Origin of the sequence: Bradyrhizobium genosp. SA-3 (assembly GCF_004212635.1) — a bacterium.
GTDB lineage: Bacteria > Pseudomonadota > Alphaproteobacteria > Rhizobiales > Xanthobacteraceae > Bradyrhizobium.
The window spans coordinates 13,081-27,378 of record NZ_PSRT01000051.1 but is presented as its reverse complement, the minus strand read 5'-3'; the positions used below and the strand labels follow the sequence as shown (position 1 = coordinate 27,378).

General features: G+C 65.1%; 13 protein-coding genes. 5 read left to right on the top strand and 8 right to left on the bottom strand.

The window, feature by feature from the left end; genetic code table 11:
- Positions 1–38 precede the first annotated feature (38 nt).
- The 4 genes from CWO91_RS19260 to CWO91_RS19245 form a co-directional block, all read right to left on the bottom strand.
- Positions 39–1,256, bottom strand: a complete 1,218-nt coding sequence (locus CWO91_RS19260) for a patatin-like phospholipase family protein (protein WP_130215316.1) — start codon at positions 1,254–1,256, stop codon at positions 39–41.
- A gap of 212 nt (positions 1,257–1,468) precedes the next feature.
- A complete protein-coding gene (plsY, locus tag CWO91_RS19255; RefSeq protein WP_130215314.1) occupies positions 1,469–2,065 on the bottom strand; it encodes a glycerol-3-phosphate 1-O-acyltransferase PlsY in 597 nt (198 codons plus the stop codon).
- A 32-nt stretch (positions 2,066–2,097) separates the two neighbouring features.
- The gene (locus tag CWO91_RS19250; RefSeq protein WP_165405550.1) at positions 2,098–3,399 is read right to left on the bottom strand and encodes a dihydroorotase; all 1,302 of its coding nucleotides are present in this window, start codon (positions 3,397–3,399) and stop codon (positions 2,098–2,100) included.
- Positions 3,400–3,404: 5 nt separating this feature from the next.
- Positions 3,405–4,352, bottom strand: a complete 948-nt coding sequence (locus CWO91_RS19245) for an aspartate carbamoyltransferase catalytic subunit (protein WP_091895998.1) — start codon at positions 4,350–4,352, stop codon at positions 3,405–3,407.
- A gap of 244 nt (positions 4,353–4,596) precedes the next feature.
- Here CWO91_RS19245 and CWO91_RS19240 point away from each other — a divergent pair, with 244 nt between their 5' ends.
- The 3 genes from CWO91_RS19240 to CWO91_RS19230 are packed head-to-tail and all read left to right on the top strand — an operon-like array spanning position 4,597 to position 7,770.
- Positions 4,597–5,316: a M15 family metallopeptidase gene (locus CWO91_RS19240; RefSeq protein ID WP_130215359.1), complete on the top strand. Its 720-nt coding sequence runs from the start codon at positions 4,597–4,599 to the stop codon at positions 5,314–5,316.
- 22 nt (positions 5,317–5,338) lie between these two features.
- A complete protein-coding gene (locus tag CWO91_RS19235) occupies positions 5,339–6,982 on the top strand; it encodes an acyl-CoA dehydrogenase family protein (RefSeq protein WP_130215310.1) in 1,644 nt (547 codons plus the stop codon).
- Positions 6,983–7,005: 23 nt separating this feature from the next.
- A complete protein-coding gene (locus CWO91_RS19230; protein WP_130215308.1) occupies positions 7,006–7,770 on the top strand; it encodes a CPBP family intramembrane glutamic endopeptidase in 765 nt (254 codons plus the stop codon).
- A gap of 172 nt (positions 7,771–7,942) precedes the next feature.
- Here the strand turns inward: CWO91_RS19230 and CWO91_RS19220 are convergent, their stop codons facing one another.
- Together CWO91_RS19220 and ruvX are read right to left on the bottom strand one after the other, a co-directional pair.
- A complete protein-coding gene (locus CWO91_RS19220; protein ID WP_130215304.1) occupies positions 7,943–8,866 on the bottom strand; it encodes an AEC family transporter in 924 nt (307 codons plus the stop codon).
- Positions 8,867–8,869: 3 nt separating this feature from the next.
- The gene (gene ruvX, locus CWO91_RS19215; protein ID WP_164934948.1) at positions 8,870–9,361 is read right to left on the bottom strand and encodes a Holliday junction resolvase RuvX; all 492 of its coding nucleotides are present in this window, start codon (positions 9,359–9,361) and stop codon (positions 8,870–8,872) included.
- Between the two features lie 46 nt (positions 9,362–9,407).
- On the opposite strand from ruvX, the gene CWO91_RS19210 reads away from it, so the two are divergent.
- Both CWO91_RS19210 and CWO91_RS19205 read left to right on the top strand, forming a co-directional pair.
- Positions 9,408–9,620: a hypothetical protein gene (locus tag CWO91_RS19210; protein WP_130215302.1), complete on the top strand. Its 213-nt coding sequence runs from the start codon at positions 9,408–9,410 to the stop codon at positions 9,618–9,620.
- Positions 9,621–9,931: 311 nt separating this feature from the next.
- On the top strand, positions 9,932–12,142 hold the full coding sequence (locus tag CWO91_RS19205; RefSeq protein WP_130215300.1) for a DNA/RNA non-specific endonuclease: 2,211 nt from the start codon (positions 9,932–9,934) through the stop codon (positions 12,140–12,142).
- Positions 12,143–12,256: 114 nt separating this feature from the next.
- On the opposite strand, the gene CWO91_RS19200 is transcribed toward CWO91_RS19205, so the two are convergent.
- Entirely contained in the window at positions 12,257–13,192 is a 936-nt protein-coding gene (locus CWO91_RS19200) for a cyclase family protein (protein WP_130215298.1), read from the bottom strand.
- Positions 13,193–13,387: 195 nt separating this feature from the next.
- On the bottom strand, positions 13,388–14,275 hold the full coding sequence (locus tag CWO91_RS19195) for a LysR family transcriptional regulator (RefSeq protein ID WP_130215296.1): 888 nt from the start codon (positions 14,273–14,275) through the stop codon (positions 13,388–13,390).
- Between the last annotated feature and the right edge of the window lie 23 nt (positions 14,276–14,298).

Sequence of the window (14,298 nt, the reverse complement as noted above, 5' to 3'; positions counted from 1 at the left end):
GAACTGCGACCGCCGGCAGACTCACACTTCGTCACCCCCTATACCAGCGCGGGCTCGGCTGGAGCGATGCGCTGATCGGATGCAGGTGAGGCTGCTTTGACAGCGGTGCCTTGCTTCAGCCAGCGCTCGGCGGCCTCGCGGCCGCTCCGGTGCAGGAGGCGAATGAAGCCGCGGCCGAGATCGGTGGACGAGCGCTGCGCCAGCCCGTCAACGAAGTCTTCGGCTGCGATCCTGGAGAGCCGCAGCGAAGGCGCGGCATGAGCCTGCGCCCATTCGATCGCGGCGATCTCGGCGTTGAGCGCGGCGTTGGCCGCGATCTGATCGAGCCGGCGGTCGATCGCGGCGAGCGTGATCGGCACATAGCTGTCGCGCGCCGGCGTGACCTGGACCAGCAGGACATCGGACGTGGTCGTTTCCTGCGCCAGCCGCAGCAGCGGCGGGTTGCCGCCAAAGCCTCCGTCCCAATAGGCCTCGCCGTCGATCTCGACGGCGCAGTGGACGAGGGGCGGGCAGGTCGAGGCTAGCGCGACGTCGGCGGTGATGGCGTCATTTCGGAAGATCTGCTGCTGACCGTCGCGGATCCGCGTCGCTGCGATCAAGAGCTTCGGACAGTTCGGATGGCGCAGGGCGGCGAAATCGATGTCGCGCGACAGCGCCTGCCGCAGCGGATCGAGATCGAACGGATCGAAGTGGCCGGAGCGCAGCGTCGGCCCGAACGCGACCGAGCTTCCCGCCGGCGAGAAGCCGCCGACCAGCATCAGCGCGCGGAACGAGGCTTCGTGCATCAGGCGGAGCCAGAACCGGTTCAGCCGTGACCGGGCGCCTTCGTGGCCGCCTTCGGCAAAGCCGGAGGCGAGCAGGAGCGCGTTGATGGCGCCGGCGCTGGCGCCACTGATGGTGTCGATCGCGATGGAGGGTTCTTCCAGCAACCGCTCGAGCACGCCCCAGGTGAAGGCCGCAAACGTGCCGCCGCCCTGAAGCGCCAGCGACAGTTTTCGCGGCGGCCATTGATCGGAATGCATCGGCGGGGGCGCGACCGGCGCAGCCTTCGTCATGACGATATCGACGGGAGCGTCGGCTTTCGCGCGGGGCTCAGGCTGCGGTGCTTGCGGTAAAGCGGGAGCAGGTTCTGGTGCGGGAGGCGGCGAGGCCGCATCGGACCAGATGTTGGTCATTGACAGCAGTCGGCTCGCTGCGGTGCCGGAAGCACCCTGCGAACCAACCCCGTCATGCGCGCCGACAATCTTCTCGCTCATTCTGAGCTACCGCGTAACGCTATCCACGCTGTCAGGATGACAGCCCCAGAACCCCGCTGGCCAATACAACAGTGATTCGGCCGCAAGTTGCGAACAGGATTTGGGATATAATGTGGAAGGACCGCTTCGGTATCCGTAGACGCCCGGCTCTGGATTCTTGTTTTGACGCGTTTTCTTGACGCGAAGCGGCATCCGCTTCGCTCGAAAACGCTCTAGGCCTTCTCGCCAATCCGGCTTTCCTTGCCCGCTTGCAAGCGCTTGATGTTCTCGCGGTGCGCGTAGAACAGCAACAGTGTCAGCACTGCTGTCAGAGCAGACAATGCTAGGTGCCCGAACCACCACAGGAATATCGGCGTGATGAACGCCGCCACCAGCGCGGAGAGCGAGGAGTAGCGGGTGGTGAAGGCGGTCGCCAGCCAGAGCAGGCAGAACACGACGGCGCCAGGCCAGAACAGGCCGAGCAGGATGCCGATATAGACGGCCACGCCCTTGCCGCCTTTGAACTTGAGCCAGACCGGGAAGAGATGGCCGAGGAACGCGCCGAGCCCGGCTACCATGGCGGCATTGGGGCCCGCAATGTAGCCGGCAATCACCACGGCCACGGTGCCCTTGAGCGCGTCGAACAGCAAGGTGCCCGCGGCGAGGCTCTTGCGTCCCGTGCGCAGCACATTGGTGGCGCCGATGCTGCCGGAGCCGATCGAGCGGATATCCTGCGTGCCCGCGAGCTTGGTGAGGATCAGCCCGAACGGAATCGAGCCGAGGAGGTAGCCGATGACGAAGGCCACCGGCAAAAATGCTTCAAGCCCCATCGCTGGATCTCCATGTCGAACGATCGCGCGCGTCAGACATGCTCGTAGACCGTCCGTCCGCCGACAATGGTGCGCACCACGCGGCCTGTAAAGCGGGCCTCGTCGAACGGGGTGTTCTTGCAGGGCGATTTGAGGTCGGCGGGATCGACCACCCACGGCGTATCAGGGTCGATCACGATGACATCCGCCGGGCTGCCGGCACGCAGGGTTCCGCCTTGTAGCCCGAGCAGCTCGGCCGGCCGGGTCGACATCGCGCGGATCAGCGCCTTCAGTTCCATCTCGCCATTATGCACCAGCCGCAGGCCCGCGGGCAGCATGGTCTCGAGTCCGACGGCGCCGGGAGCGGCTTCCGCGAACGGCAGGCGCTTGACCTCGACGTCCTGCGGATTGTGATCGGACATGATGACGTCGAGAAGGCCGGAGGCGAGTGCCGCCACCAGCGCGCGGCGGTCGTCCTCGGTGCGCAGCGGCGGCGACAGCTTCAGGAACGAACGATAGGGCCCGATGTCGTTCTCGTTCAGCGCCAGATGGTTGATGGAGACCGAGGCGCTGACGGTAAGCCCGGCGTCGCGGGCACGCTCCAGGATCTCGAGGGAATCGATGCAGGTCAGCGACGCCGCATGGTAGCGGCCGCCGGTGAGCGCGACGAGCCGCAGATCGCGCTCCAGCATCACGGCTTCGGCGGCGTTCGGAATGCCCATCAGGCCGAGCCGGGTGGCGAACTCGCCCTCGTTCATCACGCCTTCGCCGACGAGGTTGGGATCCTCGGTGTGATGCACGATCAGCGCGTCGAAGTCGCGGGCGTAGGTCAGCGCGCGGCGCATCACCTGGGCATTGGTCACGCTTCTGTCGCCGTCGCTGAAGGCGACCGCGCCGGCGGCTTTCAACAGGCCGAACTCGGTCATCTCCTCGCCGTGCATGCCCTTGGTCAGGGCCGCCATCGGCTGGATATTGACGATCGCAGTGTCGCGGGCGCGCCGCATCACGAAGTCCACCGTCGCCGAATTGTCGATGACGGGCGAGGTGGCGGGCTGGCAGATGATGGTGGTGATGCCGCCGGTCGCGGCGGCCTGGCTCGCCGAGGCAAAGGTCTCGCGGTGGCTGAGGCCGGGCTCGCCGACGAAGGCGCGCATGTCGATCAGGCCCGGCGCCACGATCTTGCCGGAGCAGTTGACGATGTCGGTGCCCTCGGGGACGCCGGCCGCGCCAATGCCGCGACGGGTCTCGCGGATGGTGCCGTCGGCAATGAGAACGTCGGCGACACCGTCGAAATCCTTGCTGGGATCGACGACGCGGGCGTTGGCGAGCAGGATGGGGCGGCGGTCGGTCAACATCGGCATCACGCGTTCGGCAGATTGCGGGCGAGCGCTTCCAGCACGGCCATGCGCACGGCGACGCCCATCTCCACCTGTTCGCGGATCAGGGACTGGGCGCCATCGGCCACGATCGAGTCGATCTCCACGCCGCGGTTCATCGGGCCGGGATGCATCACGAGCGCGTCCGGCTTGGCGTAGGCGAGCTTCTTCTGGTCGAGCCCGAAATAATAGAAATATTCCGACGACGACGGCACGAAGGAGCCGTTCATGCGCTCGCGCTGCAGCCGCAGCATCATGACGATGTCGGCGCCTTCGAGGCCCTCGCGCATGTCGCGCGCGACCTCGACGCCCATCCGCTCGATGCCGGGCGGCAGTAGCGTAGAGGGCCCGACGACGCGGACGCGGGCGCCCATGGTGTTGAGCAGGATGATGTTGGAGCGGGCGACGCGCGAATGCAGCACGTCGCCGCAGATCGCGACCACGAGGCCCTCGATCCGACCCTTGTTGCGGCGGATGGTGAGCGCGTCGAGCAGCGCTTGCGTGGGGTGCTCATGCGCGCCGTCGCCGGCATTGATCACGGAACCGTCGACCTTGCGCGCCAGCAGTTCCACCGCGCCGGAGGCGTGATGGCGCACCACCAGGATGTCAGGGTGCATCGCGTTCAGCGTCACCGCGGTGTCGATCAGGGTCTCGCCCTTGCGGATCGAGGACGAGGACACCGACATGTTCATGACGTCGGCACCCAGCCGCTTACCGGCGAGCTCGAACGAGGACTGGGTCCGGGTGGAAGCCTCGAAGAAGAGGTTCACCTGCGTCCGTCCACGCAGGACGGTGCGCTTCTTGTCAACCTGGCGGTTGAGCTCGACATATTCTTCGGACAGGTCGAGGAGGCCGGTGATGTCGGCCGCGGAAAGGCCCTCGATGCCCAGCAAATGCCGGTGGCCGAGGACGAAGGTCGATTTCGATGTCATTAACAGCAGAGCTATAGGGGGGGATGGCGGGGGGAGCAAGGGGCAATCAGCGGGAAGGGACTTATCCCCTGATCTGTCGGCGCGGGCGGCGCGACGTCATCCTCTCCGTCATGCCCGGGCTTGTCCCGGGCATCCACGTTCTTCTATCGCATTTGGCGCAAAAGAACGTGGATGGCCGGGACAAGCCCGGCCATGACGGTCCGGAGGCCATAGCGTGAGATCACTTCTGATTGCGACTGTCGTGATGGCTATCGTTTCGCCTACCCACGCCCAATCGCTGCCCGGCGGCTTCGTGTACCTGCGCGACATCGACCCCAGCATCATCCAGGACATCCGCTACGCCACATCGAACAATTTCGTTGGCCGTCCGCTCGCCGGCTATGGCGCCGGCGAATGCGTGGTGAAGCGGGAGGTGGGGCTGCGGCTGAAGGCCGTTCAAGAGGAACTGGCGGCGCAAAATCTCTCGCTCAAGATGTTCGACTGCTACCGCCCGGCGCGGGCCTCGCTCGACATGGTGAAGTGGTCGCAGAACGGCCACGAGACGGCCGCTGAGCGGCGCTACAATCCCAAAATTCCCAAGACCGAGCTGTTCCGCCTCGGCTACATCGCGAGCCGGTCGCACCATTCCACCGGGGCGGCGCTCGATCTCACTCTGGTCGATCTCAAGGGCGACAATTCCGCCAAATATGATCCGTCAAGGATCTATGCCGATTGCACGGCGCCGGCCGAGGCGCGGGCGCCGGAGGGCAGTGTCGACATGGGCACCGGCTATGACTGTACCGACGCGTTGGGCCATACTGCGGCACCATCGATCAACCCGGCCCAGCGCGCTTGGCGCAAGCGGCTGGTGACTGCGATGGCGAGGCAAGGCTTTGTGAACTATTCGAAGGAGTGGTGGCATTTTTCCCTGCCGGGGGTGGGCGGGGCGGCCTATGATTTCCCGATCCAGCCGCGGCGGAACTAAGGTCCCGTTCGAGGAAGCGCATATGACCCAGCCGAGCTTTGCGACCCACGAGGTCTTCAACCAGTCGCCGCCGTTCGAGGACATCGACCTGTTCGCGGTGGATCGGCCGCTGGTCGAGGCGGTCAAGGCCAATGGCGGCGCGGCGGCGGAACGCGAGCTGTCAGAGTTCGGCAAGCACTGGGGCTCGGCCGCGATGGCCGACCGCGGACGCGTCGCGAACGAGAACACGCCAAAACTGCGCACCTTCGATTCCAAGGGCAATCGTCGCGACCAGGTCGAGTTTCACCCGGCCTATCACGAGCTGATGGCGCACAGTGCGCATGCCGGTGTGCACAACTCGACGTGGACGGCGGACGGGAAGCCCGCGGGCGATGCTGCCGAGGTCATCCGCGCGGCAAAATTCTATATCGCCGCGCAGGTCGAGACCGGCCATCTCTGCCCGATCACGATGACGCGTGCCTCCGTGGCCGCGCTGGCGATGCAGCCCGATCTGCTCGCCAAGGTGATGCCGGTGCTGTCGACGAAAAGCTACGATCCCAGCTTCGCGCCATGGTGGGAGAAGCGCGGCATGACGCTCGGCATGGGCATGACCGAGAAGCAGGGCGGTACCGACGTGCGCGCCAACATGACGCGCGCGGTGCGCGACGGCGATGCCTATCGCATCACCGGCCACAAATGGTTCATGTCGGCGCCGATGTGCGATGCGTTCCTGGTGCTGGCGCAAGCGGACGCTGGGCTGACTTGCTTCTTCATGCCGCGCTTTGCGCCGGATGGCTCTGTGAATGCGATCCAGTTCCAGCGGCTGAAGGACAAGCTCGGCAACCGCTCCAACGCCTCCTCGGAGGTCGAGTTCGTCGGCGCCTATGCGCAAGCGGTCGGCGAGGAGGGCAAGGGCATTCGCACCATCATCCAGATGGTGCAGCTGACGCGGCAGGACTGCGCGATCGCCTCCGTCGGCCTGATGCGCTCGGGCCTCGCACATGCGCTGCATCACGCCCGTCACCGTAGCGTGTTCCAGAGGCATCTCGCCGACCAGCCCTTGATGCAGGCGGTGCTGTCGGACATGGCGCTGCATGTCGAGGCGAGCACAGCCCTGGTGATGCGGCTCTGCCGCGCCTTCGACCGCACGCCGCACGATGCGGCGGAGGCCGCCTACATGCGGCTGCTGACGCCGGCGATCAAATACTGGACCTGCAAGAGCGCGCCGCCGTTCCTCTACGAGGCGATGGAGTGCCTCGGCGGCAACGGCTATGTCGAGGACGGCATTTTGGCGCGTCACTACCGCGAGTCTCCCGTCAACGCGATCTGGGAAGGCTCGGGCAACGTGATGTGCCTCGACGTGCTGCGCGCGCTCTCGCGCGAGCCGGAGGCGGCGATGGCGGTGCTGCAAGCGCTTGCCGCCGAGACGAAGGGGCTGCCGGGGGCAGGAGATGCGGTGGCGTTCATCGGCAAGACCTTCCGCCGTGCCGACGGCGAGCGCGTCGCGCGGCTTGCGGTCGAGAAGCTGGCGTTGCTCGCTGCGGCTGCGGCGCTGAACGGCGTGTCACCGCACAATGCCGAACTGTTCGCGAGCACGCGTCTCGCTGCCAATCACGCCAGCATGTACGGCGCCGTGGAGCTCGACAGCGCCGACGTGCGCGCGCTGCTGGAGCGCGCGCTGCCGTGAGTCTCCCAAACGAAAGCCTCCTGATGGACTCCCTTAATCCCGATCATCCGCCGTTGAGGGTAACGCCTGCGACGCCGCACGTCTGGATGTTCTGGGGCACGGCCCTGTGGGGCCTGCTCATCTTCGTCGCGATGTTCGTCGGCCAGATCGGCGCGATCGTTCTGCTGGTGGCGGAGCGTGGTCTACCCATGGACCTCGCCTCGCTGCAACTCGTCGGTCGTGAGCCCCAGGCGCTGGCGCTGTCGGTCACCATGGGCCTGCCGGCGACGCTGGCCGCGGTTTGGCTTGCCATTCGTATCAAGAAGGCGTCCTTCGTCGATTACCTCGCGCTGCATTGGCCGGCCTGGAAGCAGCTGCTGTTCGGCGCCGTCGGCCTCATCCTGATCGTGCTGGTCTGGGAGACGATGTCGCGCGCGCTCGGCCGCGAGGCGACGCCAGGCTTCATGACCGATCTGTTGAAATCGGGCCGCGACAAGGGCGCCGCAATGGTGCTGCTGTTCGCCTTCAGCGTGGCGGCGCCGATGTCGGAAGAGGTCCTGGCGCGGGGCTTCCTCTATCGCGGCTGGTCGGCAAGCTTCCTGCGGGTGCCTGGCGCGATCCTCCTGTCATCGCTGGTGTGGACGATCGTGCACCTGCAATACGACATGTACTTCCTCGCCGAGGTCTTCACTATCGGATTGTGGTTCGGTTACATGCGCTATCGCGCCAATTCGCTCTGGCTCACGACCGTGCTGCACGCGCTCAACAATCTGACCGCGGTGGTGCTGACGATGTGGCTGGGTGTCTGACGGCAGTTGCCCCACGTTCCGTCATTGCGAGCCAACGGGTCCGCGCGAAGCGCGGCCCGATGACAGGCTCCGCGAAGCAATCCAGAATCGTTCCGCGGAGGAATTCTGGATTGCTTCGTCGCAAGGGCTCCTCGCAATGACGAGGTGAGGGAGGCGCTCGCAATGACGAGTCTTAGGCCGCCAGCGCGATCGCCATCGGCATCGTGATGGCCGCAAAAATCGTCTGCAGCGTGATGATCTGCGCCAGCAGCGGCGCATCGCCGCCCATCTGGCGGGCCAAGACATAGGCACTGGGCGAGGTCGGCACCGCAGCGCAGATCGCCACGATCGCGAGGCTGTTGCCGGAAAGCCCGAACCAGGCACCGAGCACCAGTGCGAGCGCTGGCATCAGCGCGAGCTTGAAGACGACGCCGATGGCCGCCCCCAGGCTGGGGCGCAAAAGGCCTTCGAGATGCAGGCCGGCGCCGGTGACGAGCAGGCCGATCGCGAGCGAGGAGCGGCTCAGCGCATCCGCCACCTCGTGCCAGAGTTTCGGCAGCGGCATGTGCGTCAGATTGACGGCAAGCCCGATCACGCAGGCCCAAATCAGGGGATTGCGGATCACCGTCATGACGATGGCGCGTGCGGGCTGCTTTTCAGGCGCGGCGTAATGGGCGAGCACCACGACGCTGAGCACGTTGACCAGCGGAATGATCGCGACCATCGCCACGGAGGCGAGCGCCAGCCCGACGTCGCCGAACAGGTTGGCGGCGACCGACAGCCCGACGAAGGTCTGCCAGCGCGTTGCGCCCTGAAAGATCGAGGTGAAGGCGGGGCCGTCGATGCCGAGCCGCGACAAAGCGGGGCGCAGCGCGAGGCACAGCAGTGACATCGCGAGCGCCGACAGCAGCAGCGCGCCGCCGACGCCGGCGACCGGCACCTTGGAGAGGTCGGCCTTCACCAGCGTCTGGATCAGCAGCATCGGAAACAGCACGAAATAAGTCAGCCGCTCCAGCCCGTGCCACTGCGTGTCGAGCCGCATCAGGCTGCGCTTCAGCACGACGCCGAGCACGATGAGGACGAAGACCGGCAGCAGCGCCGCGATGACGACGGCCATGGATCAGTCGATCCCCGGGCTAGCGCGAAGATTGGCGAGGCGGTCGAGCGCGCCTTGCAGGATGAAGATCGCGGCGTGCTCGTCGATCACCTCGGCGCGCTTGGCGCGGCTGACATCCATGCCGATCAGCTCGCGCTCGACCGCCGCGGTCGAGAGCCGCTCGTCCCAGAGGCCGATGGGGAGCGCGGTCAGGCCGGCGAGATTGCGGGCGAAGGCGCGGGTCGACTGCGCGCGCGGGCCCTCGCTGCCGTCCATGTTGATGGGCAGGCCGAGCACGAAACCGGTCGCCTTGCGCTCGGCCGCGATCGCGAGCAGCCGGGCGGCATCCTGCTTGAACGCCTTGCGCTGGATCGTCTCGACGCCGGTCGCTAACCGCCGGTCGGGATCGGACACAGCAACGCCGATGGTCTTGGTGCCGAGGTCGAGCCCGATCAGCGCGCCGCGCGCGGGCCAGTGGGTTGCAGCATCGACGAGAGGCAGGATAAGAGCCGGCATGGCCTTAGCGCATATCACGCGTCGCGCTGCGGAGTGAACCCTGGACATGGATGCACTGACACTATTCGGCCTGTTTGCCGTGACGGCGATGCTGGTCTGCTATGCACTGGAAGACCGCAGCCATTGGTTCGTGTTGCTGTTCGCGGCGTCCTGCGCACTCGGCTCGGCCTACGGCTTCCTGCAGGGCGCCTGGCCGTTCGGCCTCGTCGAGGCGATCTGGGCTCTGGTGGCGCTGCGGCGGTGGCACCTGAAGGGCTAGCGACGGAAGCTCGTCTTTGGACCCGTCTGAGCCTTTCGAAACCGTGATGCACACATGCGCGAACATCGATCATTTGTTGCGTAGTTCACACAAGCAAAGCCGCTTCCCATGACATGATGCCGCGCGCACGGCGGCCGGCATCAATTGACGCATTGGTTGTGGCGCGATAGGATTATGAGGCTAAAGTAGTGGTGCCCAACCCCGATTTGAACAATCATTGGCAGTGAACGGCAGATCAGGCCGCACTGCAGCCTTGGCGCAATTTTCAGCGTCCGCACGTCGATATTCATCCGAATTTTCGAGAGGTCATCATGTTCATCAAGCCAAGCCTGATCGCGGGCTCAGAAAGGCGATTCAAGCAAGCCGAGTTTTCACCAGAAGCCTTGAACCGGAAACTGGGCGACGGCCCGATCGAGATGACGGTCGAGAAGAAACGACTGCGCCAGCGCCAGCTCTTCGCCGAGACACGGGACGTGCAGGCGGCCGAGATCGGCCTCGAGCGGATCATCCAGGGCAACGATCTCGACAGCATCAACTACCTCGCCAAGGGTACGGCGGCCTCGCGCCCGGTCTGTCGCATCCAGCTCAGGGATATGAGGTCAAATCTGCTCGGCTATGGCTCGGGCTTTCTGATCGGGCCGGGCCTGCTGCTCACGAACCATCATGTCTTCGGCAGGCCGTCCGATGCAGCCAATTCGATCGCCGATTTCAACTACGAACTGGACATTTCGGGACAAGAGCGCGTGCCGGTCAGATTCGGATTCGAGCCGGGCAAATTCTTCTACACCAACGACAGGCTTGATTTCTCGATCGTCGCGGTGGCGCCGACCTCGCTGTCAGGCGACGAACACATCGAGGATTGGGGATGGTTGCCGCTCAGTGGCGCGCCCGGCAAGGCGGACCCTGGCGAGTACCTCACCATCGTCCAGCATCCCAGCGGGCAGATGAAGCAGGTCTGCGTCCGCGAGAACAAGCTGCTCAAATATGTCGGTGACTTCCTCTGGTACAACACCGATACCACGGCCGGCTCGTCAGGCTCGCCAGCGTTCAACCGCTTCTGGCAGGTGGTCGCGCTGCACCACAGCGGCGTCCCGAGGAAGGACGCGCGGGGCCGCACGCTGACCAAGGATGGCAGAGTGTGGGATGCCTCGATGGACGAAACCTCGATCGACTGGATCGCCAACGAGGGCATCCGGATCAGCGCGATCGTCGCCGATCTCAAGGTTTCCGTGGGCTCACATCCTCTGATCAAGCCGGTGCTCGACGAGGAGGAGCCGCCGACCCGGCAGGAGGTCGCGAAAGTCCCGCGTCCGGCCGCCGCAGCTCCCTTCGGAGCGAGTGTCTGGGTCGAGCAGTCTGTCGATGGAAGCTCGCTGGTGGTCCCGATCCGCGTGCCATTGCCAATGTTCAGGAAGGACATTGCCCCGCCGGCGCCGGTTCCCAACCTTGGGGGCAATGGCGGCGCGCCGAACGGCGGCATGCAGAACGGCGGCAAGCCCTTGATCGTCCCGCCGGTCGGCCTGTTGCCTCACATCAGCGCGAAGAACGGCCTGCCCATGGAGGCGGTGCATATCGATCAGAGCACGCTGAAATCGCGGCCCGGATACAAGGCGAATTTTCTCGGCAGCGGCAAATTTTCCGTTCCCTTGCCGAAGATTCCCGCCGCCCTCAAATCCCGGGTTGCGATGTTGAAGGGCAGCTCCAAGCAGTCCGAGTTGAAATATTTCAACTATAGCGTCGTCATGAACAAGGCGCGCAGGCTCGCCTTCTTCAGCTGCGTCAATATCGACGGCGGCGAGCAGCAGGACGTCGGCAAGCGCGAAGGCGATTCCTGGCTGCGCGATCCACGCATCGACGACGAGGCCCAGATCGGCGACGAATTCTACCGCAAGCAGGCCACGTTCGAGGCCGACCGCAGCAAGAATCCGTTTGATCGCGGTCATCTCGTGCGCCGGCTGGATGCGACCTGGGGCGACACCGTCGCCGCGGCCAAGCAGCATGGCGACGATTCCTTCCATTTCACCAATTGCTCGCCGCAATTCTTCTCGTTCAACCAGGGCAAGCAGCTCTGGGCCGGACTGGAGGATTATACGCGCGATGTCCTGCTCGAAGGCGAGGAGAAGGGCATCGTGATGAACGGTCCGGTCTTCGACGGACCGGATGCCGACGGATCGGATTTGCCCAATCCGGCCGGCAAGTCGCACAAGGATCCGAGCTTCGGCGGCGTTCAAATTCCGAAATACTTCTGGAAAATCCTGATCCGACGCGACGACGACGGTCTCAAGGCGGTGGCATTCCTGATGAGCCAGCGAAAGCAGGTCATGGAGATCGACCGAATCCAGGAGGCGGATATGCTCGAGCGGTTGTCCGAAGAGGACGTCAGCGTCTTCCAGGTCTCGATCGCAGACCTGACGAAATTGACCAAGCTCGACTTCGGCAATCTCGTCGACGCGGATTCGCACGAGGCGACTTCGATCGGCCCGCGCCGGATCGAGTCTTACGAGGACATTCGACTCAAATAGTGCTTCGGTTCGCCGAGCCGCGAAACCGACGCGCCGTTCGGGTGAGGGTGGCGGTGCGCTCCGCAGAGACACTGCATGACCCTCACCCGACTTTCCTTCGGGCCCGTGCGGGCGTCAGCGGATCGCGATCGGGTTGATCATCGCCTGCACGCCGCCGGTCCAGCGCGGCTGGCCGAGCACGAACAGGAATTCATAGCCCTTGTCCCGGGCGAGCGCGGCGGTGTCCATGTTCTCGAGGATGTAGGTCCCGTTCATCGCGAGCAGGATCTGGTGCACCTCGAACACGTTCTTGGACTCGAACGGCAGCACCTCGAGCGCCCAGGTATCGGCGCCGATCGCGACGACGCCCTTGCCGGTCAGGTACTTCGCACCCTCGACGCCGAGGCCGGGCTCGCCCGCCGAATAGCGCTTGTCATCCTTGCCGATCAGGCTGAGCCAACCGGTGTGGAAGATGACGACGTCGCCCTGGCGGATCTCGACGTTCTGCTGCTTGGCGGCTTCCTCGATCTCCTTGACGTTGAAGGCGGTGCCTTCCTTCACCACGTCGGTCTTGAAATAGGCGGCCATGTCGAGCAGCACGCCGCGCGTGACCATTGGCGGCACCTTCTCGATGCCGAGCTTCTTCAGCCCGTTGGGATCGGCGAAATCGGCGAGCTTGTTGCCGTTGTAATAGACGTGCTCGACGCCGAGATGGCCGAGCCCATCGAGCTGGCTGCCGATGCCGACCCAGGTGTCGAGGATATCGTCGTTATAGGTCGCCTTGTTGGGACCGAGACCCGGGCTGCCGGCCTGTCCGGGCTGCACGATGGTCAGCTTGAACGCGCGCGGCGGATAGGCTGGTGTCTGCGGCGTGACGGGAATGCCGAGGGCATAGGTCTTGCCGGTCTTCACCAGCGACGCCGCTTTCAGCACGAGCTCGGGTGTCATGTAGTTGGCGGCGCCGATCTCGTCGTTCGGTCCCCATTTCGATTTGGTCCAGTCCTGTGCGCTTGCAGTTCCTGATATCGCCGACAACGCAGCGACACAGCACAACACGAGCGTATTGCGCATCGATAGTCCTCCCGATGTTTTGGCTTCGTTATGGTTTCGCGCCGGCCAGTCATTCATCCTAACGTAGAAGGAGAGCGGCCTTCAAAGTTTTTTCCAAGCGCAGCGCTGCGACGGCTGAACGCAACGCAGCGTCGATTGATTCAATTACGACAGATTTGTGACGATGAATTTCGCGCGATGGAACGAAGCATCACGTCAGGCCGCGATGACGTCGTCATCCTTCAGGCACGCGGCAAAGCTACTGAGCGCGCCGGTTTGATGTCCGGCGCAGCGTTGGATGAAGAGCGTCTCGACGCGCGCGTACGCGGCACTCAACGTATGGATCGATACGTTGCCGTTCATCGCGCTGCATTCGACCACTGCGCGCGGCAGCAGCGTCACGCCCATGTCGGCGGCGACGCAGCCGATCATGCCGTCGAGCGTGCCGAGTTCGAAGCGCGCTGCCGACGGCCAGCCGAATTCGACGAACACCTGTTCGAGCCGCTGACGATAGGTGCAGCCGGTGCGGAACACCAGCGCGGTCGGGCTGGATTCCGGCGTGCCGGCGCGCAGCTCGGCCAGCGAAGCCCAGCGCCGCGCGCTGACCAGCACCAGCTCTTCGCGGAAGGCGCTCGTCGCGATGAGGTCGGCATGCGCGATGGGGCCCGCGACGAAGGCGCCGTCCAGCGTGCCGTCAAGCACGGCGGCGACGAGGTCGGCGGTCGGCGCGGTGCGCAAGGAAAGTCGCACGGCGGGGAAACGGCGATGGAAGTCCGCCAGCAGCGGTGGCAGCCGCACGGCTGCGGTGGTCTCCATCGATCCGATCGCGAGGGGTCCTTTCGGCTCGCCGTCGTCACGTGCGGCGAGCAAGGCTTCGCGCGACAGCGCCGCCATTTTTTGCGCGTAGGGCAGGAGGCGCTTGCCGGCGCCGGTCAGCGTCATGCCGCGGCTGTGACGTTCGAACAGCGCCGTGCCGATCTCCGCTTCCAGCGCCTTCACGCGCTGAGTGACGTTGGACTGCACGGTATTGAGCTCTTCGGCGGCGCGGGTGATGCCGCCGGAGCGGGCGACGGCGGCAAAGGTCTGGAGATCGCTGAGTTCCATGGCGTCGTTCCGCTTTTGAGATG

What these genes read in the sequence shown, in the direction of transcription:
- CWO91_RS19210 (WP_130215302.1), top strand. Translation starts at nt 9,408, where the DNA reads ATGGATGCACTGACACTATTCGGCCTGTTTGCCGTGACGGCGATGCTG.
- CWO91_RS19240 (WP_130215359.1), top strand. Translation starts at nt 4,597, where the DNA reads ATGGCTATCGTTTCGCCTACCCACGCCCAATCGCTGCCCGGCGGCTTC.
- CWO91_RS19250 (WP_165405550.1), bottom strand. Translation starts at nt 3,399, where the DNA reads ATGTTGACCGACCGCCGCCCCATCCTGCTCGCCAACGCCCGCGTCGTC.
- CWO91_RS19195 (WP_130215296.1), bottom strand. Translation starts at nt 14,275, where the DNA reads ATGGAACTCAGCGATCTCCAGACCTTTGCCGCCGTCGCCCGCTCCGGC.
- plsY (WP_130215314.1), bottom strand. Translation starts at nt 2,065, where the DNA reads ATGGGGCTTGAAGCATTTTTGCCGGTGGCCTTCGTCATCGGCTACCTC.
- CWO91_RS19230 (WP_130215308.1), top strand. Translation starts at nt 7,006, where the DNA reads ATGGACTCCCTTAATCCCGATCATCCGCCGTTGAGGGTAACGCCTGCG.
- CWO91_RS19220 (WP_130215304.1), bottom strand. Translation starts at nt 8,866, where the DNA reads ATGGCCGTCGTCATCGCGGCGCTGCTGCCGGTCTTCGTCCTCATCGTG.
- CWO91_RS19200 (WP_130215298.1), bottom strand. Translation starts at nt 13,192, where the DNA reads ATGCGCAATACGCTCGTGTTGTGCTGTGTCGCTGCGTTGTCGGCGATA.
- CWO91_RS19260 (WP_130215316.1), bottom strand. Translation starts at nt 1,256, where the DNA reads ATGAGCGAGAAGATTGTCGGCGCGCATGACGGGGTTGGTTCGCAGGGT.
- CWO91_RS19205 (WP_130215300.1), top strand. Translation starts at nt 9,932, where the DNA reads ATGTTCATCAAGCCAAGCCTGATCGCGGGCTCAGAAAGGCGATTCAAG.
- ruvX (WP_164934948.1), bottom strand. Translation starts at nt 9,361, where the DNA reads ATGCCGGCTCTTATCCTGCCTCTCGTCGATGCTGCAACCCACTGGCCC.
- CWO91_RS19235 (WP_130215310.1), top strand. Translation starts at nt 5,339, where the DNA reads ATGACCCAGCCGAGCTTTGCGACCCACGAGGTCTTCAACCAGTCGCCG.
- CWO91_RS19245 (WP_091895998.1), bottom strand. Translation starts at nt 4,352, where the DNA reads ATGACATCGAAATCGACCTTCGTCCTCGGCCACCGGCATTTGCTGGGC.